This window comes from Staphylococcus simulans, from assembly GCF_025561465.1.
Lineage (GTDB): Bacteria > Bacillota > Bacilli > Staphylococcales > Staphylococcaceae > Staphylococcus > Staphylococcus simulans.
The window spans coordinates 110,305-136,364 of sequence record NZ_CP095100.1; the positions used below are offsets into that span (position 1 = coordinate 110,305).

26 protein-coding genes are annotated in these 26,060 nt (G+C 36.6%); 12 read left to right on the forward strand and 14 right to left on the reverse strand.

Annotation, left to right across the window (positions count from 1 at the left end; translation table 11 throughout):
* Positions 1 to 62: 62 nt before the first annotated feature.
* The 3 genes from MUA87_RS00490 (at position 63) to MUA87_RS00500 (ending at position 3,352) form a co-directional block, all read left to right on the forward strand.
* Positions 63 to 1,184, forward strand: a complete 1,122-nt coding sequence (locus MUA87_RS00490) for a M23 family metallopeptidase (RefSeq protein ID WP_002480205.1) — start codon at positions 63 to 65, stop codon at positions 1,182 to 1,184.
* Positions 1,185 to 1,398: 214 nt separating this feature from the next.
* A complete protein-coding gene (locus MUA87_RS00495; protein ID WP_070849212.1) occupies positions 1,399 to 2,526 on the forward strand; it encodes a zinc-dependent alcohol dehydrogenase family protein in 1,128 nt (375 codons plus the stop codon).
* Between the two features lie 166 nt (positions 2,527 to 2,692).
* On the forward strand, positions 2,693 to 3,352 hold the full coding sequence (locus MUA87_RS00500; RefSeq protein WP_262551021.1) for a zinc ribbon domain-containing protein: 660 nt from the start codon (positions 2,693 to 2,695) through the stop codon (positions 3,350 to 3,352).
* A gap of 328 nt (positions 3,353 to 3,680) precedes the next feature.
* Here MUA87_RS00500 and MUA87_RS00505 read toward each other — a convergent pair whose 3' ends face one another.
* The 6 genes from MUA87_RS00505 to cstR all read right to left on the reverse strand — a co-directional run bounded on the left by MUA87_RS00505 (position 3,681) and on the right by cstR (position 7,919).
* Positions 3,681 to 4,160, reverse strand: a complete 480-nt coding sequence (locus tag MUA87_RS00505; RefSeq protein WP_262551023.1) for a thioesterase family protein — start codon at positions 4,158 to 4,160, stop codon at positions 3,681 to 3,683.
* Between the two features lie 4 nt (positions 4,161 to 4,164).
* Positions 4,165 to 5,133 (reverse strand): 3-hydroxyacyl-CoA dehydrogenase NAD-binding domain-containing protein, encoded by a 969-nt coding sequence (locus tag MUA87_RS00510; RefSeq protein ID WP_002480199.1) that lies wholly within the window; start codon positions 5,131 to 5,133, stop codon positions 4,165 to 4,167.
* Between the two features lies 1 nt (position 5,134).
* Positions 5,135 to 6,022 (reverse strand): beta-keto acid cleavage family enzyme, encoded by an 888-nt coding sequence (locus tag MUA87_RS00515; RefSeq protein ID WP_023014809.1) that lies wholly within the window; start codon positions 6,020 to 6,022, stop codon positions 5,135 to 5,137.
* Positions 6,023 to 6,175: 153 nt separating this feature from the next.
* Positions 6,176 to 6,706, reverse strand: coding sequence for a TetR/AcrR family transcriptional regulator (locus MUA87_RS00520; protein WP_061055043.1), 531 nt, complete (start codon positions 6,704 to 6,706; stop codon positions 6,176 to 6,178).
* 197 nt (positions 6,707 to 6,903) lie between these two features.
* On the reverse strand, positions 6,904 to 7,659 hold the full coding sequence (locus MUA87_RS00525) for a sulfite exporter TauE/SafE family protein (protein WP_002480196.1): 756 nt from the start codon (positions 7,657 to 7,659) through the stop codon (positions 6,904 to 6,906).
* A complete protein-coding gene (cstR, locus tag MUA87_RS00530) occupies positions 7,659 to 7,919 on the reverse strand; it encodes a persulfide-sensing transcriptional repressor CstR (protein WP_002480195.1) in 261 nt (86 codons plus the stop codon). The genes MUA87_RS00525 and cstR overlap by 1 nt, the downstream gene beginning before the upstream one ends.
* Positions 7,920 to 8,069: 150 nt before the next feature.
* On the opposite strand from cstR, the gene MUA87_RS00535 reads away from it, so the two are divergent.
* The 5 genes from MUA87_RS00535 to MUA87_RS00555 all read left to right on the forward strand — a co-directional run bounded on the left by MUA87_RS00535 (position 8,070) and on the right by MUA87_RS00555 (position 13,606).
* Positions 8,070 to 9,125, forward strand: coding sequence for a DsrE/DsrF/DrsH-like family protein (locus MUA87_RS00535; protein ID WP_002480194.1), 1,056 nt, complete (start codon positions 8,070 to 8,072; stop codon positions 9,123 to 9,125).
* Positions 9,126 to 9,162: 37 nt separating this feature from the next.
* Positions 9,163 to 10,500 (forward strand): persulfide dioxygenase-sulfurtransferase CstB, encoded by a 1,338-nt coding sequence (gene cstB / locus MUA87_RS00540; protein WP_023014807.1) that lies wholly within the window; start codon positions 9,163 to 9,165, stop codon positions 10,498 to 10,500.
* Positions 10,501 to 10,634: 134 nt separating this feature from the next.
* Complete coding sequence (locus MUA87_RS00545) at positions 10,635 to 11,189, forward strand: TetR/AcrR family transcriptional regulator (RefSeq protein ID WP_262551027.1); 555 nt, start codon at positions 10,635 to 10,637, stop codon at positions 11,187 to 11,189.
* Positions 11,190 to 11,282: 93 nt separating this feature from the next.
* Positions 11,283 to 12,491 carry an MFS transporter gene (locus MUA87_RS00550; RefSeq protein WP_262551029.1) on the forward strand — a complete coding sequence of 403 codons (1,209 nt, stop codon included), beginning with the start codon at positions 11,283 to 11,285 and terminating at the stop codon, positions 12,489 to 12,491.
* Positions 12,492 to 12,700: 209 nt separating this feature from the next.
* On the forward strand, positions 12,701 to 13,606 hold the full coding sequence (locus MUA87_RS00555; protein ID WP_262551031.1) for a hypothetical protein: 906 nt from the start codon (positions 12,701 to 12,703) through the stop codon (positions 13,604 to 13,606).
* A 227-nt stretch (positions 13,607 to 13,833) separates the two neighbouring features.
* On the opposite strand, the gene MUA87_RS00560 is transcribed toward MUA87_RS00555, so the two are convergent.
* The 8 genes from MUA87_RS00560 to MUA87_RS00595 all read right to left on the reverse strand — a co-directional run bounded on the left by MUA87_RS00560 (position 13,834) and on the right by MUA87_RS00595 (position 21,992).
* Positions 13,834 to 14,670, reverse strand: a complete 837-nt coding sequence (locus MUA87_RS00560) for an energy-coupling factor transporter transmembrane component T family protein (RefSeq protein WP_262551032.1) — start codon at positions 14,668 to 14,670, stop codon at positions 13,834 to 13,836.
* A complete protein-coding gene (locus MUA87_RS00565) occupies positions 14,663 to 16,369 on the reverse strand; it encodes an ABC transporter ATP-binding protein (protein ID WP_262551036.1) in 1,707 nt (568 codons plus the stop codon). Before MUA87_RS00565 ends, MUA87_RS00560 begins: the two co-directional genes overlap by 8 nt.
* A gap of 59 nt (positions 16,370 to 16,428) precedes the next feature.
* Positions 16,429 to 16,983: an ECF-type riboflavin transporter substrate-binding protein gene (locus MUA87_RS00570; protein ID WP_262551038.1), complete on the reverse strand. Its 555-nt coding sequence runs from the start codon at positions 16,981 to 16,983 to the stop codon at positions 16,429 to 16,431.
* Between the two features lie 20 nt (positions 16,984 to 17,003).
* The gene (locus MUA87_RS00575; protein WP_105988814.1) at positions 17,004 to 17,855 is read right to left on the reverse strand and encodes an SAM hydrolase/SAM-dependent halogenase family protein; all 852 of its coding nucleotides are present in this window, start codon (positions 17,853 to 17,855) and stop codon (positions 17,004 to 17,006) included.
* Between the two features lie 317 nt (positions 17,856 to 18,172).
* Positions 18,173 to 19,555 carry an NAD-dependent succinate-semialdehyde dehydrogenase gene (locus MUA87_RS00580; RefSeq protein WP_262551043.1) on the reverse strand — a complete coding sequence of 461 codons (1,383 nt, stop codon included), beginning with the start codon at positions 19,553 to 19,555 and terminating at the stop codon, positions 18,173 to 18,175.
* On the reverse strand, positions 19,518 to 19,892 hold the full coding sequence (locus tag MUA87_RS00585) for an APC family permease (RefSeq protein WP_394356883.1): 375 nt from the start codon (positions 19,890 to 19,892) through the stop codon (positions 19,518 to 19,520). The genes MUA87_RS00580 and MUA87_RS00585 overlap by 38 nt, the downstream gene beginning before the upstream one ends.
* Positions 19,893 to 20,126: 234 nt before the next feature.
* Positions 20,127 to 20,453, reverse strand: a complete 327-nt coding sequence (locus MUA87_RS00590; protein WP_107539828.1) for a hypothetical protein — start codon at positions 20,451 to 20,453, stop codon at positions 20,127 to 20,129.
* Positions 20,454 to 20,498: 45 nt separating this feature from the next.
* Complete coding sequence (locus MUA87_RS00595) at positions 20,499 to 21,992, reverse strand: catalase (protein ID WP_002480188.1); 1,494 nt, start codon at positions 21,990 to 21,992, stop codon at positions 20,499 to 20,501.
* A gap of 208 nt (positions 21,993 to 22,200) precedes the next feature.
* Here MUA87_RS00595 and MUA87_RS00600 point away from each other — a divergent pair, with 208 nt between their 5' ends.
* The 4 genes from MUA87_RS00600 to MUA87_RS00615 all read left to right on the forward strand — a co-directional run bounded on the left by MUA87_RS00600 (position 22,201) and on the right by MUA87_RS00615 (position 25,963).
* Positions 22,201 to 22,623, forward strand: a complete 423-nt coding sequence (locus MUA87_RS00600; protein ID WP_262551045.1) for a cupin domain-containing protein — start codon at positions 22,201 to 22,203, stop codon at positions 22,621 to 22,623.
* Positions 22,624 to 22,760: 137 nt separating this feature from the next.
* Positions 22,761 to 23,681: an FAD:protein FMN transferase gene (locus MUA87_RS00605; protein WP_262551046.1), complete on the forward strand. Its 921-nt coding sequence runs from the start codon at positions 22,761 to 22,763 to the stop codon at positions 23,679 to 23,681.
* A 130-nt stretch (positions 23,682 to 23,811) separates the two neighbouring features.
* Positions 23,812 to 24,501, forward strand: a complete 690-nt coding sequence (locus MUA87_RS00610; RefSeq protein WP_061055053.1) for a zinc-ribbon domain-containing protein — start codon at positions 23,812 to 23,814, stop codon at positions 24,499 to 24,501.
* Between the two features lie 37 nt (positions 24,502 to 24,538).
* Positions 24,539 to 25,963, forward strand: coding sequence for a DEAD/DEAH box helicase family protein (locus tag MUA87_RS00615; RefSeq protein ID WP_262551047.1), 1,425 nt, complete (start codon positions 24,539 to 24,541; stop codon positions 25,961 to 25,963).
* Positions 25,964 to 26,060: the final 97 nt, after the last annotated feature.

A 26,060-nucleotide genomic window follows, 5' to 3' on the forward strand; every position in this document is an offset into this window, starting at 1 on the left:
ATTGAGAGAAAAACGAAAAACGTATTAACGAATCAATAAAATTTTTAAGGACGGGAGTTTACATGATGAATAAATTAGTAACAGCTACTATTGTAGGTTTGGGAGTTTCTTCAGTAGGATTTATCAGTCACCACGCAGACGCAGCTGAAAATAACCAAGTTGCACCGCAACAAACACAACAAGCACAACAGACAGCAGATCAGACTAAAGGTTATTCATATGGATCATACTTCACGAAAGATACACAAGGTAATTACCACCACACATTAGATGGCAATTGGGACCAATCAATGTTTGATAATAAAGAATATCAATTCACTATCGTAGATGAAGCAGGGGCAACACACTATTTCTATTTCCCACAAAGTTTATTAAACCCTAGCTACCAATACGATGACAATAACTATTCAGCAAATGCATCAAATTCAGATGTCCAAGCAAATGGTTATGACGTAAATGAAGCACCATCAGCAGAAGATATCGCAAACAATCCAAACAAAGCTTCAGAAAATAACGCAACTTATAACAACAATACATCAAACGCACAATACGAAAACACATATAACCAATCACAAGATAATACAACATATGCACCTGCACAAAACGCTACATCTGATGCAGGTACAGCACAAAATGTTGAAGCTACACAAGCACCAGCACCACAAACAACACAAGCTAATGCTGCAGCTCAAGGACAACAAGGTGGCGGCTCAACACAAGGTTCTGACCAAGCAGCACAAACATCTGGTGACAGTGCACCTTCTAACCAAGCAGACGGTGCAACAGCACAAGATGCAGGTTGGTTAACTAAACATCCTAAGATCCAACCATATGGTCAATATCACGGTGGCGGCGCTCACTATGGTGTAGACTATGGTATGCCTGAAAACACACCTGTTTACTCATTAACAGACGGTACAGTAACACAAGCTGGCTGGAGTAACTATGGTGGCGGTAACCAAGTTACAATCCAAGAGAAAAACAGCAATAACTATCAATGGTATATGCACATGAACAGCTTAAATGTACAACAAGGACAAGATGTTAGTGCTGGTGACCAAATCGGTCTATCAGGTAGCACTGGTAACTCAACTGCACCACACTTACACTTCCAACGCATGCAAGGTGGCGTAGGTAACCAATACAGTGTGAACCCAGACAGCTACATCAACAGCAGAGCATAATTATTAACTTATAGTTCGATATCATTAATCATATTTTATAACCTTTTCACGTTATCTCTGAAGCTTATTCGGAGATAACGTTTTTTATTTGTTTTAGTTCCGATTGAAGCTTTTTTTATTTGATAAATGCGTAACTACAGGGAGTATAAGGAGGTGTTAAGTATAAAAAATGTACTAAGGGGGTAGAGAGAAATAGAAAGAGGGGATGTTAGTTATGAAAACAAGAGCAGCGGTATTATATGAAATGGGAAGTGAGCAGCCTTATAGTCAATCGCAACCACTGAAAGTTGAAGAACTTGAACTAGACGAACCTCGTGCACACGAAGTACTTATAAAAATTCATGCTGCGGGTCTATGTCATTCGGATTTATCAGTGATTAATGGCAGTCGCCCTAGACCTATGCCAATGGCGTTGGGACATGAAGCTGCTGGAGAAGTTATACAAACTGGCAGTGATGTGCTTGGCTTCGAAAAAGGAGACCATGTCGTTTGCGTCTTCATACCAAGTTGCGGACATTGTATCCCGTGTCGTGAAGGAAGACCAGCATTGTGTGAGAACGGTGCAGAATCGAATGAAAAAGGTGAAATGTTAGAGGGTGGTATTCGTTTATCTAACAACCAAGGTGAAGTTCACCATCACTTAGGGGTTTCAGGCTTCGCAGAATACGCAGTTGTCTCTGAAAACTCAATCGTCAAAATAGACAAAGAGATTCCGTTTGAACGTGCGGCAGTCTTTGGTTGTGCAGTAATTACAGGAATAGGTGCTGTTATGAACACAGCGCAAATCAGACCAGGCAGTAACGTCGCGATTGTTGGACTCGGTGGTATTGGTTTAAATGCTATTATTGGAGCTAGACTTGCAGGCGCTAATGAGATTATTGCTTTGGATATTAATGAAAACAAATTTGATATTGCTAAAGAATTAGGCGCGACAGCAGTATTTAATTCTAAAGATGAAGATATAGTAGATAAAATAAAATCATATGTGGATGGCGGTGTAGAATATGCATTTGAAACAGCAGGAGTCACACTAGCAATGGAAACTGCATACGCTATTACTAAACGTGGAGGCACAACTGTTACGACAGGATTGCCAGATCCAAGTCAACAATTCGCCTTTCCACAAGTAACGCTAGCTGCTGAAGAAAGAACAATTAAAGGATCTTATGTTGGCAGTTGTGTTCCAGATAGAGATATACCACGTTTTACTAATCTTTATCAAAAAGGACGTTTAAATATCGATCCATTAATAAGTAAAACATTAACTTTAGATGAGATTAATGAAGGATTTGACGAACTCGCAAATGGTGATGCGGGACGTATCATTATTAAAATGAACTAGTCATCGTATTATGTTTTACGTGAAACTTTGAAGTACTTCAGGGTAACTGAGGTACTTTTTTAGTTTTCTTTAACAACTTTACAGTTTCTTAAAACGTTTTATGTAGAAAATTATCAAAGTTTTAAATATAATTGAATTGTGAAAAAGATTTATCGGAGGAAGGAATATGGGGAAATACTGTACAACATGTAAAAATGCGTTACAGTCTAGTGAAGCTTTTTGTACTCAATGTGGTACACCAAGTCAATTTTCTCGTTCGGAGGTCATACATCAACAAAAAGATCATGGCAGAATTAAAACTTTCATTTGGTGTAGTGTACTCGTATTAGTATTCTTAGCTCTGGTCGCTGGACTATTCTATGGTGTGTTGGCATTTTGGTCGAATCAAGTTGGTAAAGCACAACCTAGAGCGTCACATTTACCACCTACGCATAAAGTAGAGATTGATGTGAACTCACCAATGTTCAGTCAAGGTTATATGCATGCGCCTAATACAGAGGGGTATGAAGGTTTTGAAATAGGGGAAACCAAAAGTGCGATAGAGAGAGAATATGGTCGTGCAGAAGGTGCTAAAACAATTGATGGCAAGAAAGCTGAATTATATGGCAATATCGGTGTCAGTTATAATTCAAACAATCAAGTCAGTCATGTGTTTGTAGTACCTGGAAAAATGACAAAAGATGACTTCACAGATTTTCATAATGGGCCTGATGAAATTTCAAATGGCAATTGGTATTACGATACAGATAAAGCCAACGGCTTTTCAATCAAAGTCTATACTTCAAAACATGATATAGAAGCCATTGAAAACATCATGCAGAGATAGATTCAAAACAGTAGAAGTACGAAATAGTACATAAGATAAAGCGCCTGAACAAAGAGTTCATGGCGCTTTTTTAGCATTAAAGGTCAGACTGACGTTTGTCTGAAGTAAGAGATACGGACGTCTTATAAACCTCGATTTATCGCGATTTGTAAGTATGTATCTTTAAAAGGGCAGTACTAATTTTTTGAATGATGGTTTGAATGATAAAAGCAATAATAAGATACAAAAAGTTCCACTTACCTTATCGCAAGTGGAACTTTTTGTATCTATATGAAACCCATTTGGGTGTTATGCAAATTGTGATATTAATCAATTCATTGTATTGTGCTTACTTTTTACGTTTGATACCGATTTGACGACCAAGTTCTTTAGGTTGGTCTAATCCTTCTTTTTCTACTAGTTCAGCATCTTGTTCAATATTTTGTGCGATGTCTTCAGGGAAGGGTGCTGGGCGACCTGAGTTTGTATCAATGCCCATTAACATGACTTCGTATGTGGCACATACATCTTGTGCTTGATCATACAGTGTCATGAATGCATGAAGACGTTTCGCATCATGATCGACAAGTTGTACAGTCACCGTCAAATTTTCATCTTTGTTAACTTCTTTTTGATACGTTTCATGATTTTCTAAAGTGAAGACTGTGTAATGGCGGCGCTCGATTTCAGTTTCGCTTAAACCTAAGTAAGCGAGATATTCATCTGCCGCATTACTGAAGACGCGGTTGTATTCTGCGTCATTCATATGATTATTATGATCGAGCCATTCGTCTTTTACTGTCACTTGATACGTAAAGAGTTGTGTCATGAATTTATACCCCCTGTGATTGAGGTTGACGTTTCTTCATACCTGGTGTTTCAGTTGGCCAATATTCTTGCGCAAGTTTTTTCACTTTCACTAAGAATTCATTACGTTTTTGGTCAAGTTCTGACATTGTGTAACCTTGTGAACTTGTTTCGCATCCTTCTACAACTGCGTTGTATAAATCAGTTGTTAATTCTGGCGCAACTAATTTAGTCCAAGGTTTCTTAAGTGCTGGACCGAATTGTTTCAACATGTGACGCATACCGCCATTACCACCAGCTAAGTGGAATGTCATGAATGGACCATATTGTGCGTAGCGTAAGCCTGCTGCGTGAGTGAAGGCTTTATCTACTTCTTCAGTAGTTGCGATACCTTCATTAACGATGTGTAATGATTCACGCCATAAAGCTTCCATAAGACGGTCCGCAATGTGTCCTTCGATTTCGTTACGGACATGTAGGACGTCCATACCGATACCTTCATAAAGTTCTTCAGCTTTTACAACTGTGTCTTCTGCAGTTTCTTTACCTGGTACAATTTCAACTAACGGTAAGATATAAACAGGGTGGAAAGGATGTGCTACAACTAAACGCTCTGGATGTTTTAATCCTTCTTGCAGTTCAGTTGGCATAATACCTGAAGTACTTGAACCGATAATTGCGTCAGGGCGTGCGTAAGTGTCGATTTCTTTTAAGACACTTGCTTTGATTTCTTCAACTTCTGGTACATTTTCTTGAATCAAGTCTGCATCTTTCACTGCTTCATCTAAGTGTGGTGTGAAAGTCAGATTATCTAAAGATGCACCTTCTGCTAATCCCATTTCTTCAGCGTATGGCCAATTTTGTTTGATTTGTGCCATCATTGCTTCTTGTGCGCCTTCACCTGGGTCAGTTGCGATCACTTCGTGACCATGCGCAAGCATGCGAGTGATCCAGCCACTGCCGATAACGCCTGTTCCTACTACTGCAAATTTCATTTTAATTGTCTCCTTTTGGCTGAGTTAAATTGTATTTTTCACGCGCTTCTTGCGGTGTCATAGGTTCCATATCTAAACCTTTTAAGATTTCTACTGCTTTTTCTACTAGTTCTTCGTTTGTCGCTTTAACACCTTTTGATAAATAGATGTTATCTTCTAAGCCGACACGTACGTTGCCGCCGCGTTTCGCAGCTTCTTCTACTGTTGGCAACTGCATTTTACCGATACCGAATGCTGACCAATGAGCATTTTCTGGTAAACGTGTTTTGAAGTATTCAATCGTTTCTGCATCATTGTCTGCACCCCATGGAATACCTAGGCAGAATTGATACATTGGTTCGCCTTCGATTAAACCTTCAGAAACTAATTGATTCGCAAAACGGATATGACCGCTATCGAAACATTCTAATTCAGGTTTTACACCTGCATCTTTGATTAATTGTGCTTGACGGCGTAACCAATCTGTCGGACTGATATAAACCATATCTCCGAAGTTGACACTACCGCAATCTAATGTACAAATTTCTGGTAATAATTCTCCAACTGGCTCATGACGTTCATCTGGTGTTTGGATATCTGAACCTTCTCCAGCTTGGTAAGGGTTCTGCATATCTGGGATGAAGTCGCCACCGCCGCCTGCAGTAATATTAATCACAATATCTTCATCTGCTTCACGGATTAAACGTACTGCTTCTCTATATAATTCAACATCATGGCTTACGCCACCTGTTTCTGGATCTCTTGCATGAATATGTGCCACTGTTGCGCCTGCACGTGCACATTTAATTGCGGCATCCGCAATCTCTTCAGGTGTTACGGGTACATGTTTATTTTTTTCTGTTGTGTCGCCAGCGCCTGTAATTGCTGCTGTTAACATTACTTTTTTCATGGACTATTTATCCCTCCGAGTTTCAGTTATTTTTTTCAACGGTTGTTAGTGTACCAACTGGACGGTTTTATTTCAACCCCTTTGTTTAAGAAAAATAAAAAAAGAGAGTCTCTTTTTTGTAAGAGCCTCTCATGACAAGGGTTGTACCTCTATTTATTTGTTGCTTAATTCTTTTAAACGATCTAAGACAGCTTCTCGCATGTCTTCGTCGATAGATGTTAAACCGAAAATTTCAGATAGCCATAAGCCATCTACAGCTAAACGATAAATCGTCGCATCCACTGCGTCTAAACCATCCGATTCAATATGGTTTTGCCAATCTTGGTAGGTTTCTTGTAGGGGACCGAGTAAATTACGATCATTACCTTGTGCTGCTAGAATGGCAGAAGTCACAGCTTTGTTTTCTTTACGATGTTCACGTGTTGCCTCAATAAAGGCATGGAGCCATTTACTTTCTTTTTCGTTATCAATATAATGATTAACATTTTCTTTATAAAGTTCATTCGCATGGTCCACTAGACCTTGAATTAAGGCTTGTTTGGTATTGAAGTGATAGAGGAGTCCGCCTTTACTCACTTCTGCACGTTGTGCTACGGCATCAAGTGTTAAGGCACTGACACCTTGTTCATTCACAATATCGGCTGCTGCTCGTAATAACATCTCTCGCTTTTGATTCTTAGCCATTATTTCACCACTTTCTATATAGCTAGGTAGTTTTAACGCTTCACTATTAATTTTAGCGTAAAACTTCACAGAAACAAGTTTAACCCTGAGTTATTGATTTAAATAGGGGGTTACACCTATATGGACGCTTATTTTATACCCTGATACCTATATGTATAAATAAAAAACCAAGCTCTATATCAGAACTTGGCATCTATTTAAAAGATTAATTGAATGACTGCGATGATTATTAATATACTGATAATCCATTTTTGAACAACACTTGGTAATTTCTTACCAATCATTAAACCAATTGGTGCGAAGATAATACTACCGATGACTAAAGGAATCGCATCTGCGATAGGAATAAAGCCTTGGAAGAGTTTAATCACAAAGGAACCGATAGATGAGATAAATGCGATAACGATACTATTTGCGACGACGGTATTCATCGGTAATTTAAAGAATACGAGCAAGACTGGAATAATCATGAACGAGCCACCTGCACCAACAATACCAGAAATGGCCCCGATACCAATGCCGAATAAGATGAGTAACATACGGTTTAAGTGCGGTGTGCCTTCTTGCGGTTTCACTTTAATGAATAATAACACCAACGCAAGAATTGCGACCACGATATAAACAATATTTACTGCAGTCGTACTGAACCATTGTGTAAAGAAAGCACCGACTGTACTCCCAATTAGTGTGCTAGCACCCATGTACAGTACGAGTTTTAATGAGAATTCTGGATTGCTTTTCGCTTTAATCGAACCGCTGAGTGTACTGAAGAATACTTGGCTGGATGCGAGTCCTGAAGCGAGATAAGGCGTGTAAGTATGAAGGCCTAAAAGGCTCGGAATGATTAGAATAGCGGGATAGATAATAATTGCGCCACCTATACCGACCATTCCAGAAACTAAACCGCCAAATACCCCGATAAGGAGCATCGTAATTAAAGTCACGATATCCATTATTTACTTTTCACAAGCAAGTTGATTGCTTCTTCAATTAAGGCTTGTGAATCTTCGTTATTATCTTCTGCTGCTTTAACGCATTCTACTAAATTTTCGCTGACAATTACTGCCATTAAGCGTTGTAATGCGCTTTTAGAAGAACTTAATTGTGTAATAACATCCTTACAATCTTTATCTTCTTCCATCATTTTCACGACGCCATTCAATTGTCCTTGTAAACGTTTAATACGATTAATCATTTTTTGATCATAATTCATTCATAATACCCCCATATTAAGACTGAGTAGTTTTATTGTAGTTGGAAAAAGAATTTTTGTCAAATACCCCCTAGGGCATTTGACATTTATCCTGAAAGGTTTTAAGATACCCCTATAGGTATTTTTGAAAGGGAGGCAACACGGGAGTATATGAAAACACAACACATTAATGAATTCAGTAATCAAGATTTTGAACGTTTAGCAAAAGATGGACAATTAATCGATGTCAGAACACCTGAAGAATACGCAGACGGGCACATTAAAGGTGCGGAATTATATCCAGTCGATCAAATAGAACAGTTCGATAAGAAGAAAGATAAAACGTACTATATTTATTGTAGAAGCGGTAAACGCAGTCTAAAAGCTGCAGAGTATCTAGACAAACAAGGTTATGACGTTGTAAATCTAGATGGCGGTTATGTGGCTTATAGTGAAGGTGACGATAATACAGAAGTTAAAGAAAGTACAGAAACGAAAGTAAAAGATAACCGCAAACAATTAAACTACAGTGGCTTACAATGTCCTGGTCCTATCATGAACTTAAGCCAAGAAATGAAACAACTTAAACCAGGTGATCAAGTTGAAGCAACAGTTACTGACCCAGGTTTCTACAGTGACATTCAAAGCTGGGTGAAACAAACAGGTAATACCCTAGTACGTATTAACCAAGATGACGAAAAAGTCACAGCAATTATTCAAAAAGAAGAACCAAAAGCAATGGAAGTTTCACATTCCGCAAACGGTACAACAATCGTGTTATTCAGCGGAGAACTTGATAAAGCATTAGCTGCGTTGATTATCGCAAATGGTGCGAAAGCAGCAGGTCGTGACGTTTCAATCTTCTTCACATTCTGGGGATTAAATGCGTTGAAGAAAGAAAATCCAGCGAACGTGAAGAAAAAAGGTATCGCAAAAATGTTCGATATGATGTTGCCGAAAACACCAGTGAAAATGCCGTTATCTAAAATGAATATGTTCGGCTTAGGCAACTTAATGATGCGTTATGTCATGAAAAAGAAAAATGTGGATTCTCTTCCAGCATTGTTAGATAAAGCAATCGAACAAGATATTAAATTGATTGCGTGCACAATGAGTATGGATGTCATGGGCATTGAAAAAGAAGAATTACGTGACGAAGTGTCATACGGCGGTGTAGGCAGCTATATCGGTGACACACAAAACGCAAGCCATAACTTATTTATCTAAAGAGAGACAAAACACAAATAAGTAAAGGAGTTTTAGAATGTTTTTCAAACAATTTTATGATAATAAATTATCACAAGCCTCTTATTTAATCGGTTGTCAACGTACAGGAGAAGCAATGATTATCGATCCAGTACGTGACTTATCTAAATATATTGAAGTCGCAGATGATGAAGGCTTCACAATTACTAAAGCAGCTGAAACACACATTCACGCTGACTTCGCATCTGGTATCCGTGATGCAGCTGAACGCTTAAACGCACAAGTGTATGTCTCAGCTGAAGGCGGAGAACAATTCGGCTACAAAAATATGCCTGAAAACACAACATTTGTGAAAGGCCATGATCATATTGATGTAGGTAACATTGATATTGAAGTGTTATTCACACCAGGTCATACACCAGAAAGTATCAGTTTCTTACTCACTGATAAAGGCGGTGGCTCTTCAGTACCGATGGGTCTCTTTACTGGCGACTTCATCTTCGTAGGCGATATCGGTCGTCCAGACCTATTAGAAAAAGCAGCACAAGTTGAAGGCACAACTGAAAAAGGTGCGAAACAAATGTATGATTCTATTCAATCAGTGAGTGAATTACCAGACTATATCCAAATCTGGCCCGGTCATGGTGCAGGCAGTCCTTGTGGTAAATCACTAGGTGCTGTTCCAACATCTACACTCGGTTATGAACGTGTAAATAACTGGGCATTCAATGTGAATGATAAAGAAGCATTCGTGAAACAACTCACTTCAGAACAACCTGATCCACCACATCATTTCGGTCATATGAAATATATCAACCAAATGGGAACAGACTTATATACACCATATGATGTATATCCAAGTCTAGATTCAGACCGCCTTGCATTCGACGTACGTTCACGCTCAGCGTATCATGGTGGTCATGAATACGGCACAATCAATATTCCATTTGATAAAGGCTTCATTAACCAAATCGGTTGGTATCTTGACTACGACAAAGACATCGATTTAATCGGTGACCGCGACTTAGTACAACAAGCGGCTTACCAACTTCAATTAATCGGTTATGACCGTGTCGCAGGTTACCGTTTACCGAAATATGATGTTATGACACCTTCTGTACACAGTGCAGACATGACAGGTAAAGAAGAAAATGTATTAGACGTACGTACAAATGATGAATGGGATGCAGGTCATCTTGACCAAGCGAAACACATCAAACACGGTAAATTACTAGATGCGGATGTTCCATTTGATAAAGACGCGCCAATCTATGTACATTGCCAATCAGGTGTACGTAGTTCAATCGCAGTCGGTATCTTAGAAAATAAAGGCTTCACAGATGTGATCAACGTAAGAGAAGGCTACCAAGCAATTCCTGATTCTCTTAAAAAATAAGTAATCGTTAAATAGGTAAAATCTAGTCTAACCGAGCACTCATTTCAGGGTGTTCGGTTTTTTCGTTGTTTTGACAGAGATAAAAGAGACTTGTAAGATAGATTAAAGTAAATAATGAAGAAAGAGTGAAGATTATGTCTCAAAAACGCAACGATTTATTAGCAGTCGCAGAACAATTGTTTTATGAATATGGATTCAACGGTGTCGGATTGAAACAGATTATTCAAGAAGCGAACGTTGCGACAATGACATTGTATAATCACTTTGATTCAAAAGAGAAGTTAGTAGAAGCGGTTTTAAAACAACGTGAAGCGCGCTATTGGGAATATTTAGATGAGTATACAAAAATTAAACAAGTACAACCTCTAACCTGTATTGTGAAAGCTCATTGTAAGTGGCTGAAAGATTATTCTTATAAAGGTGATATGTTCTTAAGAGCGATTGAAGATTACGCTGAAAGTAATCAAGACATTGTTTCTATTGCTAGAGGACATAAACAACGTTTATTAGATTATTTAGAGCACCTCACTGCAGAACAAGGATTAGAAGATCAAGAAGCATTAGCGATTCAATATGCATTACTATTAGAAGGCACAACTTCTATGACCGCATTAGTCGGTGTGGATAAAGCAACAGATCACTCATTACGTATTGCGGAGATGTATTTAAGGGAAGCAGCATACAAATAGAATTTAAAAAGATAAGACTTCAGCATTTAAAAAATGCTGATTTTCTTTTACACTAAAATAGAATGAACGTTATATCTAAAAGGAGAGGAGTTTATGAGGTTTTCTAAGCTGGTTATACCTGGTATTTTAATGATAGCTGTGACATATGGGCTGGGTCGGTTCAGCTTTGGTTTGTTTTTACCAGATATTTCACAAGATTTAAGTCTGACACCGACACAGGCTGGTTTAATTTCATCACTGTTCTATTTATCTTATTGTTTCTCCATTATCTTTGCGACATTTAAAACTGATAAAGTCGGGCCGAAAAATATGATTATGGCCGCAGGTTTATCAGTATTAATCGGACTTATTTTAATTGGTATCTCACCTAATTTAATGATTCTTGCCTTAGGTGTGTTATTTGCGGGTGCTAGTACAGGATTCGTCTCACCACCTTATGGTTATGTGATTTCATTATGGATTAAATTAGAGGAACAAAGTAAAGCGAACACTTGGATTAACTCAGGTACAAGTATTGGTTTGATGCTTGCTGGAGTCACTGCAATGATCGCATTTTTAGATTGGAGAACGATGTATCTCTCTTATGCAGTACTCGCGCTTATTATGTTGGTGTGGAACTTTATAATTATTCCAAGTTTAAATCAACCTCTTGAAATTTATACAGGTTCATTTAATTTATTAGATGTTAAAAATGGCAGTCGTATTGCTTTAGCTTCTACCTTGCTAGGTATTGCGACTGCACCATTTTGGACATTCTCTAAATCTTTCGTTCAAGCCACAGATCTTTATACAAACTTTCAACTCTCTATTTTCTGGATTTTAATTGGGGTCTTCGGCATTATTGGAGGTGTTTCAGGCAACATCATTGAGCAAAAAGGCATACGTTTTGCTTATAATTTAGGTGTGATTGCGATTTCTGCCGCATCCATTTTACTCGCACTTGCGCAGTTGTTATGGATTACACCTTTTATTGCCTCTTCTTTATTTGGCATTAGCTATATTTTCTTAACAGGTGTACTAATGGTTTGGGGCATTCGTGTCTATGTTAGAAATGCGTCAATCGGTATCGGCATTCCTTTCTTACTCCTGGCAGTCGGACAAGTAATCGGTTCTATCCTAGCAGGACCACTAATTGTTTTCCTAAACTACAAAGCAACCTTTGTTGTATTTGGTTTAATCAGTTTAAGCGCGCTATGGATTTATCCTAAATTTAAACTCAAAGATAACCCAGTGCCAAAAGCAGAATACAGTAAATTGCAAGAAGATAATAAACATGTGTTGAAGGATTTTGAGGAAGAATAAATATTTAGAAAAAACCTGCATCTATTGAAAAGTAGATGCAGGTTTTTTGCAAATTAATAAAAATAGTGTTATAATAAATAAGTTAAGTCTATCTATGTAATCAAGTCTAATCTTTGATATATTGTATGATTAGTAAACCGACATTTACAATTATACATCAAAATATACGATAAGTAAATGGCTAATAAAAATTAAAGGATGATGTATAATTGACATTATTATGTGAAAAATTAGGACATACCCCGTCTGAAGTTGATTATTTAAATATTTCTGTTAAAGAAGATATGCTTCAATTTGTAGACCCTAATCTTATTGATTTGGTTTCAGAAAGAGAAACTGGAAAAATTGGTGCTTTAGCAAAACAAGCAAAAAAGCAAATTGATAATTTTTTTGAAAGGATTTTCGAAGTATACAGAGATGATTTGGCAAATGGTGAAAAAAGGAAAGAATTTATGGGGTTATTTTCTCACTTTTCGGAACCTCATCACATAGGGCTAGGATTTTCGCAAGAAGGAAATACAGGAAAAGGGACTACAGCCAAAGAATTTGTCGACATATTTATGAATAGAGATATCATTTCTATAATATTAAATGAAGATGGATTATCAATTCCGCAAAAGACTCCGCTGATTAAAAGCTTTGGTGATGATAAGTTATCCGATTTAACCACAAATATAATTATGAATGTTATAATTGAATTCAATAGGCATTTAATTAAGTTATATCCTGAATTGCAATCTTATCAAACTGAAGAAAGTGAGAAATATTATTATTATTCTGACGGTTCATGGAAAGAAGATGAGTTTCAACCGTTTCTTTTTGATAATAGGAAAACGTTGCTAATTCCTAAATTATTTACTACTTATAATCAAACGTCTAGCCTTGATTTAATTATAAGAGTATACATTGTAGAAGAAATTGATAAATTACAAAAAGAAAACAGTACTTCTAAAAGAATGACTAAAAAAGAATATACAAAAACATATATTTCAGGAAACCGAATAGACAATATTACGAAAATATTTTTAAATACCTCTCAAAGGTCTCATGAGAAATTTAAAAGTGAACTAAGGTTAAAATCTAATTACAGACGTAAAAAACATAAAGAAGATTAATAAGTTATTACAGTACATAGAATAGACTTAATTTATTAATTGTTCGATTATGTTTATGGTTGATTTAGAGAAGATATTACCTTTTGTTAACCTTATTATAAGGATCCCATAGAGCTGGATTTTGAAGTGACTCCAAAAGCTAAATTTAAAAAATTTGACTATTGGGTACATATCATTTTCTCTCTATGGGATATCTTTATAGATCGAGAATATTAATTTGAATATTTTTAACTTAACCACGGATTATAAAAGCGACTGCCATTCACAAAGAAGAGTGAGAGAGAAACAGAGACAATTAAAACAGCAATAATTAGAATCACATAGTCAGATGTTCTGAATGGTTCACTCACATACCAAGTTCGTTTGTTTTTCGTACCGAATTGTCTGATTTCCATTGCTGTACTGATGGTATCGATGCGTTCAATACTTGTAAATATTAACGGCGTTGCGATATTAATGACACCTTTAATTCGCTTGAACAAATTGGCTTTCTTACTCATATCAAAGCCACGTGCTTGTTGAGCTTGAGAGATATTAAAGTAAGTTTCTTGAATGTCTGGAATGTAACGTAATGCTAATGCAATGGCGTAACTGATTTTATAGTTCACGCCGATTTTATTTAAGCTCGATGCGAAATGACTCGGGTGTGTAGTCAATAAAAAAACGAGTGCGAGCGGTACTGTACAAATGTATTTCAAAAACAGGTTGAATAGATAGAACAATTCTTGTGCTGTTAAGTTAAAACGTCCGATGCCTTCCCAAATAACTGTGTTACTTTTATAAAGACGAACACCATATGTAGGATCGAATAAATACACCGCTATAATATTAATGATTGTAAAAAAGGCAATAAATTTAACTACAAAACTGATTTGTTTCCATTTGATACCTGAAATTTTAAAAATAACTAATGAGACAATACTTGTGATAAATAAAAAGCGCGTATCATAAGTCGTCATCGCTGCAATGCTGACCAATAACAAGAATACAAGTTTTACAGTCGCATTCACACGATGAATAGGACTATCCCCTTCTTGATAACCTAAAATTTGATGGTTATTCATGATGATTCACCTTCTTTTCATCATTAATAAATCGTCGGACTAATGTTTGGGGTGAAGTGAGATTTATCATATTGGCCAATGTATAAAGTGATGTCTTACGTAATGCAGCGCTCTCTCTGATTTTGGCATCAGCTAAAATATTAACAGGTGTATCGTCTGCAATGATTGTGCCGTGCGAAAGAACTAGAGAACGGTTTGTGTATTCTGTCATGAGATGCATATCATGTGTAATTATGATAATTGTTTTACCCGCTTCATTCAGTTCTTTTAAGAACTCCATCATTTCTGTATAATGACGTAAATCTTGGCCAGCTGTAGGCTCGTCTAAAATAATAATTGATGGGTCTAAGGCTAAAATTGAAGCAATTGTCACACGTTTTTTCTGACCGTAACTTAATGCAGAGATGGGCCAATTTCTAAATGGATAAAGACCGCAAACTTTTAAGACATTATGTACAATATTTGTGATTTTTTCTTCATCCAAGTGACGTAGTCTTAATCCCAAAGCTACTTCATCAAAAATCATTTTTTGAGAAATCATGTGATTGGGGTTTTGCATAACATAACCTATTTTTTGTGCACGTTCACTAATAGACATTTTATTTAGGTTTTGTTGTTTGAACTGCATTGTTCCTTTCACTTCTAAAAAGCCGCAAATTGCCTTTGCCAAGCTTGACTTACCTGCGCCATTATGACCGATAATACTTAACATTTCACCTTCATAAAGGGTAGTGGATATATTGTTAATTATTTGATAATTGCCAATTGAACTTGAAACATCAGTCAAATTTAGAATAGGTTCAAGCGCATAATCAATTTCATTATCTGATACATCTTGAGCAATCCATTGATTGAGCTCATTAATAATTTGTGACGAATTTAATGTATGAATATTGGCTAAATGATTGATTTGATTTAAAGGTACATTTGCGTATTTTAAAGCTGTGATATAGAGTGGTTCTCTAATGCCAGCTTTTGATAAAGTATCACTTTGAAGTAATTGGTCAGGTTTGATATTTGCGATAATTTTACCCTCTTCAAATAAGATAACGCGATCAAATGTCTCATCTAATGTTTCTTCTAAACGATGTTCTACGATTAATATCGTTTTGTCTCCACTTTGATGAATAGATTCAATGATTTCCAATGTTTCTTGACCAGCTTTTGGATCAAGGTTAGCGAGTGGTTCATCAAAGACAAGAATAGAAGAAGGATGTACCAATACGCCACCTAAAGCAACACGTTGTTTTTGACCACCTGACAAATCCTGGGGACGTTTATCCAAATGATTGAACATATTTACTTCTTTAGCACGTTGAGCAACAGCTTGTTGCATTTGTGACTGCGGAACTGCATTATTCTCTAAAATAAATGCGATATCTTCCGCTGCCGTTAATCCGATGAATTGGTCATCAGTGTCTTGTAATACAGTGCCTACACGATTAGAGCGTTCAAGAAACGAATCATTTTCAACAATGACACCATTTACTTGGATTTTTCCGTTGAGTTTGCCGTCCAATTTGTAAGGAATAAGTCCGTTGATGCAGTTGATAAAAGTAGATTTACCACTGCCAGAAGCACCGACAACCAGTACTTTTTCACCTTGGTTAATTGTGACGTTAATATTTTCTAATGTAGGATAGGCTTGGCTATGATATTGAAAGCTGACATTTTCAAATGAAATGATAGGTTGTGCCATGTCGCATTCCTTTCTGTAATTGTAATATGTATGGAGGGCCGAAGCCCAATGTGTGAGGCTTATTCTTTATATAAGCTGCCTTTTTTCACTTTTGTTGCTACATATCCTTTTAGTAATAGAGTACCGATAATTCCTACTGAAATAATATTAAGAGAAGCGGAGATAATACCTTGTGTAAATACTTTGTTTGCTGGTTCGCTGTAAATGACGATATCTAAAATAGGTGCAATAACTGCCCAACAAAAGATATTTCCAACAATTTGTGTGATGTTGAAAAAGATAATGTCTTTTACATTAAATTTGCCGCTCTCGATACTCAATTTTCGGCCGATAAATCCGTAAATTAATCCGATAATACCTGAACAAACTACCCAACTCCACCAAGCACTTCCATACATTGTGAAGTCTTTGATTGCGTGGCCGATTAAACCTATTAATAAACCAGCTAAAGGGCCGAAAATTGCTGAAATCAATGCTAAAAATGCATATGCAGTCTCAAGGTTTGTATTTGGAAAACCTGTAGGAATAACGACAAATCTTCCCAAAATTACAAAGACTGCGGCACCTATACCAATAGCTACGATTGTTTTAACTGAAATACCTTCTTTTTTCATAGTGTTGTTTCACCTCTAAATTATTCTAAATCCGGTCCTTTGGTTATTTCGATACGCCAGTCATTTCCTGTGCCAATATGATAGAGTTTAGAAAATGAATTTTGGTTGACCGCAACGCCTATATTAACGAGTGAGTTAATGTAAACTAAAGGTTCACCAATGTTGACGTCCGCAAAAGAACGTACGAATTTCATGATGTTTTGATAGACTTTGTTCTCACGGTTATAAATGGTCACAATCAAGTTATCTCCATGGTGTATATCATTCTCTTTAAAGTAAGAAAGTGGAATGTTGGTCCATAGAGAGCCGAAGCGGATATCTAAGACATCAATATAACCGATGAGTGTATCGCCTTCTTGTCTAGAATCGTTGATTGGAAGTTGTTTGATTGAGTCTAAATCAATAGACTGGCCTAAATCTTCAAATTCAATTTGACCGGCAGCTAAGCGTGCACCATTATAGGCATAAATATCACGACCATGGAAAGTATGACTTTCTTCAGAATGCGGTAAACGACTTTTTACTTCATCTATCGCAATGACTGATTCAATGCCTTCATAATGCAGTATATGTGTCAGTGAACCGTTATCTGGTGTAATGATATAGTGACCTGTTTTGGTCAAGCAGGCAATACTTCTGCGATCACTGCCTACACCAGGGTCGACGACAGAAACAAAGACTGTGCCTTTTGGCCAGTATTTCACAGTTTGGTAGAGACGATAGGAAGCCACCCAAATATCATAAGGTGGAATGTCATGTGTTAAATCACTGATGAAGATATTGTCACTGACCATACGTGCAACACCTTTCATTGCGCTGACTGCACCGTCTTCTATACCAAAATCTGATTGTAAAATTAAGTTGTTACTCATCTTTATTCTCTCCTCTAATGTGTGATTCTTCAGATGACGGATTTATTATTTAAAAAATCTGAAAACTTTAAACGTATGCCTATATTATGCTCTTTTCATATGAAAGTCAATATCCTTTTAAAATACTAGGAATTCAATATAAAAATATGCTTAGTATTTAAATTTTCTCAGATTTAAAACTGAGGAGGCGTTTAACTTTAATTGGTAATATTAATTTTAGTAGTATGTATAGGCTCAATAAAAAATCGATGAAAACACTTAAGGTTTTCACCGACCTTTTATTTGAGACTTGATTTATTACTTGTTTTTTAACTAGTTTACATATCGCCGATAGATAAATATTTCGTTTCTAAATATGGCTGAATACCTTCAATGCCGCCTTCTCTGCCATAACCACTTTCTTTCATACCACCGAATGGGGCATGTGCAGCAGAAGGGCCGCCATCGTTCCATCCAATAACACCATAATCTAGATTATTATAGATGTAGAAACCAGTTTTATAATTATTAGTAAAGAAATAAGCAGCTAAACCGAATTCAGTGTCATTCGCCATTTTGATTGCGTCATCTAAATCAGCATAAGCCATAACAGGCGCTACAGGACCAAATGTTTCTTTATGCATAATTTCCATATCTTGATTCGCATTTGAAATGACGACTGGTTTTAAGAAATTGCCGCCTAGTGATTCAATTTCATCTAATGAACGAGATAATTGTCCGCCTTTAGCTTCTGCATCTTTAATTTGATGAACGACTTTATCTACTCCATCTTGGTTAATTAAGGGGCCAACGTCTACTCCTTTATCTAAACCGTTACCTACTTTTAATTCATGTACTTTTTGTATTAATTTATCTACATACGTATCGACAATATCCTCATGTACATAAATACGGTTGGCACAAATACATGTTTGACCAGCATTTCTGAATTTAGTTGCGATTGTTTGAGCGACAGCATCATCAATATTTGCGTCTTTGTGCACAATTACGGGTGCTAGACCACCGAGTTCCATAGTGACATTCTTAACAGAACTAGCAGCGCCTTCAATCAATTTCTTGCCGACAGGTGTAGAACCTGTAAAGGTAATCTTTTGAATGATTGGACTTTCAGTAAAAATACGTCCAGCATCTTTACCAGATATAATAACGTATTGAATAGCGTCTTTTGGGATGCCTGCTTCATGTGCTAGTTCTACTAAACGGATTGTAGTCAGTGGTGTTTGTACCGCTGGTTTACATACAATCGTACAACCTGCAGCTAAAGCAGGTGCCATTTTACGAGTAATCATAGCTGCAGGGAAGTTCCAAGGTGTAATCGCACCGACAACTCCGACTGGGAAAGATTGAACAATAATCTTTTTTGATGCGGAATTTGCTGGGATTGTACGCCCATATAGACGTTTTGCTTCTTCTGCATACCAATCAACGTAGGAACGTGCATAATCAACTTCACCTAGAGCTTCTTTTAAAGGCTTACCGCCTTCTTTTGTAATCAGTTCAGCGAGTTCCTCTTTATGTTCATCAATTAATTTTGACCAAGCCCATAGTTTCTCAGAACGTGTGTGGGCATCTACTTCACGCCAAGATAGAAAGGCATCATGTGCTTTTTCTATTTGTTTATTCACTGTAGCTTCATCCGTATACTCAAGTGTTTCAATCACTTCATTCGTTGCTGGGTTCAAAACTTCTAATTTTGTCATTTTCTATCACCTTATTTTTCCTTTTTTGTATATAATATAAAATCGCTGCAATTCCATACCAAACAAAGACAATTAGCCATTCAGAAGGCCATATTAATGATGATGGCATTCCTGGCAAGTAAATAATGATGAACGATAAACTTAAAATAATTGCGATGACACCTATTGCTTTACCATTCTTGATTTTATAAGGTCGTTTTAAATCTGGTGCTGCTTTTCTTAACTTTAAGAAAGAGAGTGCAACCAATAAATAACCAATTACTACTCCAATACCCCCAGCGTCCACAATCCACACTAAAGCGGGATGAAAATAATAGGGTGATTTACTTAGGCGCATTCCCCCAAACATTGCCACCAAGTTTAAGAATCAGTTATATGATTTTACCTAAACTATTGGAAAACAATAGAATTTGTAAACACCCTCAGAAAAGCCGACAAATGATTAAAATTGAAAAATTCATATTCCAATATAAACAAAATAAAAAAGCTATCAATCCGGAAAAGATGATAGCTTCTTCTTTTTATTAAAAGAATTAGTAGTACCTCGATTTTGCACTAAAACTTTTAAAAGTTATTTTATTTGCGATGTAACATAGGCTTTGAAGCTTTCAGCTTCATCTTGTTTGAAATCAGTTAATTTAAATGTGCCAATTTCAAATGTCAGACTTAATGTGTTTTCTGTGAGTTCAATCGCTTTAATTTCATTGTATGCGATGTTTCGATAATAGAACTCTCCAGCCATATCTACGTTTAAAATCAAACGTTCATTCGTGGCGATGTAAGCTGCTTCAAAGATTTTAATTTCACCGTTCATTGGATAACCCATTTTGCCTAATACTGAAGCTTGTTGTGACTCGGTTGGAAATAGGTCATTTGGGTTCACTTTATCTAATATCATAAATAAGCTACCTCTTCTTTATATATTGCCTAGGAAATAATCGGCTTAGTCTTCAGCATTTAAATCAATACTGTTAATGTCGATACCCATTGCTTTTGCGACACCTTTACCATACTCAGGATCTGCTTTATAGCAATGACGGATATGACGTTCTTTTACTTCTAATGTTACGCCTTCCATTTCATTTGCTGTGTTTTGGAAGATGCGTTCTTGTTGTTCAGGTGTTTGTAGTCTGAACAATTTACCTGGTTGTTCGAAGTAGTTATCGTCATCTTCACGGTAGTCGTATTCATAAGCTGGACCATCTACGACATCCATTGGTGGACGTTTGTAACCTGGTTGGCTTTCCATTGCGCCTGTGCTGTTAGGGTAGTAATGTGTTTTACCGCCTTGGTTGCCATCTAAGAAGCGACCTTGACCATCGCGTGCGAATGGACATAAGTTTTCAACGCCTACACCTTTAGGTTGGTTGACTGGAATTTGCCAGTGGTTAACACCTAAACGGTAACGTTGAGCATCTCCATAAGAGAATAAGCGACCTTGCAACATTTTGTCTGGTGAGAAGTCGATACCAGGCACAATGTTAGTTGGTGCGAATGCTGCTTGTTCAACATCCATGAAGTAGTTGTCAGGGTTGCGGTTTAATTCGAACTCACCGACTTCAATTAATGGATATTCATCTTTAAACCAAACTTTAGTTAGGTCGAATGGATTGTCTTTGTGGTTACGTGCTTGTTCTTCTGTCATGACTTGAATGTACATTTTCCATTTAGGGAAGTTGCCTTCTTCGATAGCTTCGAATAAGTCACGTTGAGATGATTCACGATCTTTCGCAATCACTTGTTCTGCTTCTTCTGGTGAGAAGTTTTCAATACCTTGTTGTGTACGGAAGTGGAATTTCACCCATACACGTTCGTTATCTTTATTTAATAAAGAATACGTATGTGAGCCGAAACCGTGCATGTGTCTATAGCCACGAGGAATACCACGGTCAGACATTAAGATTGTCACTTGATGTAATGCTTCAGGTAATGAAGTCCAGAAGTCCCAGTTGTTTTGTGCACTACGCATGTTTGTACGTGGGTCACGTTTCACTGCGTGGTTTAAGCTTGGGAATAATTTAGGATCTCTGAAGAAGAAGACAGGTGTATTGTTACCTACAAGGTCCCAGTTACCTTCATCTGTATAGAATTTTAATGCGAAGCCACGGATGTCACGTTCAGCATCAGCTGCACCGCGTTCACCAGCTACTGTAGAGAAACGTGCAAACATAGGTGTTTGTTTGCCGACTTCTGCGAAGATGCTCGCATCTGTGTATTGTGTAATATCATTAGTTACTGTAAATGTCCCGAATGCACCTGAACCTTTAGCGTGCATACGTCGTTCAGGGATAACTTCACGATCGAAGTGTGCTAATAATTCTAAGAAATATACGTCTTGCATTAGTAATGGGCCACGTGGACCAGCTGTTGCTGAGTTTTCACGATCTCCTACGGGATGGCCGAAAAGACCTGTTAATTTTGATTTGTCTTTACTCATATTCAACTCTCCTTATTTAGAATGATTCTAATCTATCTATATTGATTGTAGCATGACGCATTAAAAAACTGATAAAGAATAGCACTCTTTCTTTGAAAAAATTAATAACTGTTCTTGAAGAATTTGTGAACTCTTTATAAAAGTCGTTTCAATGAATTAAAACGGAGTACAATATAAATGTAAGCATTAAATCAAGGAGGGTTTTAAAATGACTTATAATTTTGAAGACCAAGGTAACAAACCAGTAGTAGATAATATCGAAGGTATGACATTGGAAAATGAAAACTACCGTACTACCATTTGGACTGGTTCAAATATTCAAGTTACATTAATGGCAATTCAACCAGGAGATGACATCGGTTTAGAAATCCACCATGGTATTGAACAATTCCTACGTGTTGAACAAGGTAAAGGTTTATGCCAAATGGGTCCTACAGAAGACAATTTGAATTTCGAAAAAGAAGTCAACCCTGACGATGCGATTATCGTTCCTGCAGATACATGGCATAACGTCACAAACAAAGGTGACGAACCATTAAAACTTTACTCAATCTACGGTGGTCCAGACCATAAATTCGGTACTGTACACAAAACACACCAAGATGCAGAAAATGATCCGAACGAACATTAATAACACACATCATCATATATAAGGAAAACGACATTTCTTGAAAGAGGAGTGTCGTTTTTTAATTTGAATTTCGAGAATGAAAGAGAGTTTGATAGTATAAAGATAAATCTATTGTTATGTATTGAGGAGCTGCTGAAATGAAACAGAAAGTATTAAATCTCATGGGTACACGAATTACTTTACAGATTGAACACCCTAAAGCAGAAGTACTATTAAATCATGCTGAAGAGATGTTGAAAGACTATGAAAAACGCTTTAGCGCAAATGATAATAAATCAGATTTAATGCACGTAAATCAAAATGCGGGCATTAAACCTGTACAAGTAGATGAAGATTTATTTGAATTGATTGCACAGGCACATGCGGTCAGTCTGTCTTCTGATTCTAAGTTTAATCTGACGATTGGGCCATTAGTTAAATTATGGAAAATCGGCTTTAAAGATGCTCAATTACCAAATGAATCTGATATTCAAGAGCGTTTACAAAAAATCCAACCAGAAAATGTAGTATTAGATCATGAAGCGTATACGGTTTATTTAAAAGTATCTGGTATGGAAATTGATTTAGGCGCCATTGCGAAAGGTTACTTTGCGGATAGATTAAAAGATTACTTTGTCTCACAAGGTGTACAAACAGGCATTATTGATTTAGGTGGTAATGTCTTAACCATTGGCCGTCCTTTAGATAAAGATAAGTGGACAGTCGGAATTCAACAACCTGATTCTGAACGTGGAGGATTAGTAGGTGTTGTGGAAATCGCAGGTCAATCTGTAGTGACTTCTGGTATTTATGAACGATACTTCTATAAAAATGGCAAACTGTATCATCATATTTTAGATTCAAAAACAGGTTATCCAGTAGAAGGGGACATTGCTAGTATAACGATTGTTTCTGATCAATCTATTGATGGAGAGATTTGGACAACTGTATGTTTTGCGATGTCGATTGATCAAGCGATTACGGTGTTGAATGAAATTCCTGGTATTGAAGCAGTGATTATCAGTAAAGATGGTGAAGTCTTCACAACACAGCGTATGACGCATCTCACTTTGATTTGATTTTACATAGATATTAAATTATACCGAAATGTAAAAGGAAAGTTGAATATAATTTAATAAACATATAGAAGTGTGTTACTCATGTACATTATAATGAACACAAGAAAATAATTGTGAGGTAATTATAAACATGAAATATTGTACAAACTGTGGGAAACCTTTAGCACCAGATGAACACTATTGCACAAATTGCGGTAAAGAAAACAGAGATTATCATGAATTTTCACGTTCTAAAATTCTACACGAGCGTACATCAGTTTCACCTTGGAAAGTCATCGGTTGGAGTCTGTTAGGCTTAGTTATCTTAGCTTTAATCATAGGCGGCGCTTATCTTGCTTTTTATTTCTATAGCGGAGGTTCAGGAAACCACCAGCAAAGCGCAAATAATCATGAACAAGCAACGCATCATAACTTGCCAGACACAGATAAAATCTCAGTCAATGTGAATTCAACGGAGTTTAGTCAAAACTTTATGAAATCATCGAATACGCATGGCTATAAAGGCTTTGAAATTGGTCAATCTAAATCAGATGTACAAAGTACGTTCGGCAAATCAGAAGGTACAAAAGAAGTTCTTGGAAACAAAGTTGAATTATATGGCGATATGGGTGTCAGCTATGATAATGACAATAAAATTGATCATGTCTTTGTGATTCCATCTCATATGTCTGAAACTGAGTTTACAAGTTTTCATAACGCACCTGATATAAATCATGGAAGTATTTGGTATTACGATACGCTGAAAGATAATGGATTCAGTATTAAGGTATATACAAAAGACAATATGATTGAAGCCATTGAAAATATTCCGCAAATTTAATGAATCATAATTATTAATTTAACCGGGGGTGGGTTGATTGAGTCATTTAGTACAAAATACCTTATCAGCTTGGGCGCTCATTGAAACATTGCAACCAGGTGAAGTTGAGGGTATTGATGATTATTTAGATAAGAAAATTTTTGAAGCACAGTATAAACAAAAAGTGATGCATAACTTTGAAGTATTCAAGCCTATATGGGAAGAAGATGATTATAAATTAAAAGAGTACGCAGCTAAACAAGGGCAATTACAATTTCAAATGTATCGCCATTGTTTTAAGTTTGCGGAAATTGAGAAAGCATTGCGTCAAATGTTTAAAGAGGAAGAAGTTTATAACGAAAGCCAAAAGGATTGCTATGGCTACACTTTCATGGTAGACAAACAAGGTAATGTCTTAACAGACACCATTTATGTTCCAATGCTTATGAGCGCAATGAAGGGTCTCAAAAAGAATCAAAATGCTGATATAGAATCAGAATATGAACATAATATGGAACGCTTTAGATTAGAGTGTGAAGGTATTTTAGGTGATAATCCATTAACAGAAGCACGTTTAAATAAAATGGACAAATTGTATACGAAGTATTTTGAGCGCTATGAAACGCAGTATTCTAGATTCTTTAAACATGCAATCGCAATCAGATATGTTACGCCAGAAGAAGAAATGGATGAATTAAACAGCTTTTTCTTAAGTGATATTGAAGCAGCTAAAGCTTCTCCAAACGCAACATTAACACAGTACATAGAAGGGGTTGCTGATACAGAGAAGACTGAAATAGATGAAAACAGAGCGTTGATTGAAGAAATATTACAACCTAAATATTATCCTGACGGTAGATGGCCTTCTCTAGTTGAACACCGTCTCTCATTGATGCAACAAGTTGCGGTAAATCGTATCACAAGTGGTACTAGTAAGGTGAATTCAGTTAATGGACCACCAGGAACTGGAAAAACCACTTTGCTCAAAGATATTTTTGCACATAACATCGTGGAAAGAGCGAAAGAGATGATAAAGCTTTCTAGTCCATATAAAGCTTTTGATAAGCGAAAGATACATGAAACAGATAGATTTGATACGCACTTCCTTAATGAAAATATTGCTCAATTTAAAATGGTTGTGGCCTCAAGTAACAATGGTGCAGTAGAAAATATTACCAAAGACTTACCAAAAGTAGACGAGATAATTCGTAAAGACGGCGATTCTAAATTTCCAGAATATGAACGTGCTTATCAAGATGAAGCAGAAAAATTAGCAGGGTTCGCTAATATTACTGAGAAAATCATCGAGGAACCTGCTTGGGGAATGTTCTCAGTTGCACTTGGTAAAAAGAAAAATATCGATCTTGCAAATAAGTATGCCGTCATCAGTAAAGAAGAGGGTTTAACCAGCTATTTAAGTGAACAAAAAGAAAACACTGTAAAGATTGGAAAGAAGCTAAAAAAGCATTTAAACAAACATTAGATAAAATTAATGAGCTAAAAACAGAGATTGAAAAAGGAGTTCAGTTAAATGCTCATTATCAAAATGCTGAATCCAAAGTTCGCCAATTAGAGAAAGA

Coding starts and splice junctions, on each gene's coding strand:
- MUA87_RS00490 (WP_002480205.1), top strand. CDS start 63: ATGATGAATAAATTAGTAACAGCTACTATTGTAGGTTTGGGAGTTTCT.
- MUA87_RS00495 (WP_070849212.1), top strand. CDS start 1,399: ATGAAAACAAGAGCAGCGGTATTATATGAAATGGGAAGTGAGCAGCCT.
- MUA87_RS00500 (WP_262551021.1), top strand. CDS start 2,693: ATGGGGAAATACTGTACAACATGTAAAAATGCGTTACAGTCTAGTGAA.
- MUA87_RS00505 (WP_262551023.1), bottom strand. CDS start 4,160: ATGACACAACTCTTTACGTATCAAGTGACAGTAAAAGACGAATGGCTC.
- MUA87_RS00510 (WP_002480199.1), bottom strand. CDS start 5,133: ATGAAATTTGCAGTAGTAGGAACAGGCGTTATCGGCAGTGGCTGGATC.
- MUA87_RS00515 (WP_023014809.1), bottom strand. CDS start 6,022: ATGAAAAAAGTAATGTTAACAGCAGCAATTACAGGCGCTGGCGACACA.
- MUA87_RS00520 (WP_061055043.1), bottom strand. CDS start 6,706: ATGGCTAAGAATCAAAAGCGAGAGATGTTATTACGAGCAGCAGCCGAT.
- MUA87_RS00525 (WP_002480196.1), bottom strand. CDS start 7,659: ATGGATATCGTGACTTTAATTACGATGCTCCTTATCGGGGTATTTGGC.
- cstR (WP_002480195.1), bottom strand. CDS start 7,919: ATGAATTATGATCAAAAAATGATTAATCGTATTAAACGTTTACAAGGA.
- MUA87_RS00535 (WP_002480194.1), top strand. CDS start 8,070: ATGAAAACACAACACATTAATGAATTCAGTAATCAAGATTTTGAACGT.
- cstB (WP_023014807.1), top strand. CDS start 9,163: ATGTTTTTCAAACAATTTTATGATAATAAATTATCACAAGCCTCTTAT.
- MUA87_RS00545 (WP_262551027.1), top strand. CDS start 10,635: ATGTCTCAAAAACGCAACGATTTATTAGCAGTCGCAGAACAATTGTTT.
- MUA87_RS00550 (WP_262551029.1), top strand. CDS start 11,283: ATGAGGTTTTCTAAGCTGGTTATACCTGGTATTTTAATGATAGCTGTG.
- MUA87_RS00560 (WP_262551032.1), bottom strand. CDS start 14,670: ATGAATAACCATCAAATTTTAGGTTATCAAGAAGGGGATAGTCCTATT.
- MUA87_RS00565 (WP_262551036.1), bottom strand. CDS start 16,369: ATGGCACAACCTATCATTTCATTTGAAAATGTCAGCTTTCAATATCAT.
- MUA87_RS00570 (WP_262551038.1), bottom strand. CDS start 16,983: ATGAAAAAAGAAGGTATTTCAGTTAAAACAATCGTAGCTATTGGTATA.
- MUA87_RS00575 (WP_105988814.1), bottom strand. CDS start 17,855: ATGAGTAACAACTTAATTTTACAATCAGATTTTGGTATAGAAGACGGT.
- MUA87_RS00580 (WP_262551043.1), bottom strand. CDS start 19,555: ATGACAAAATTAGAAGTTTTGAACCCAGCAACGAATGAAGTGATTGAA.
- MUA87_RS00585 (WP_394356883.1), bottom strand. CDS start 19,892: ATGCGCCTAAGTAAATCACCCTATTATTTTCATCCCGCTTTAGTGTGG.
- MUA87_RS00590 (WP_107539828.1), bottom strand. CDS start 20,453: ATGATATTAGATAAAGTGAACCCAAATGACCTATTTCCAACCGAGTCA.
- MUA87_RS00595 (WP_002480188.1), bottom strand. CDS start 21,992: ATGAGTAAAGACAAATCAAAATTAACAGGTCTTTTCGGCCATCCCGTA.
- MUA87_RS00600 (WP_262551045.1), top strand. CDS start 22,201: ATGACTTATAATTTTGAAGACCAAGGTAACAAACCAGTAGTAGATAAT.
- MUA87_RS00605 (WP_262551046.1), top strand. CDS start 22,761: ATGAAACAGAAAGTATTAAATCTCATGGGTACACGAATTACTTTACAG.
- MUA87_RS00610 (WP_061055053.1), top strand. CDS start 23,812: ATGAAATATTGTACAAACTGTGGGAAACCTTTAGCACCAGATGAACAC.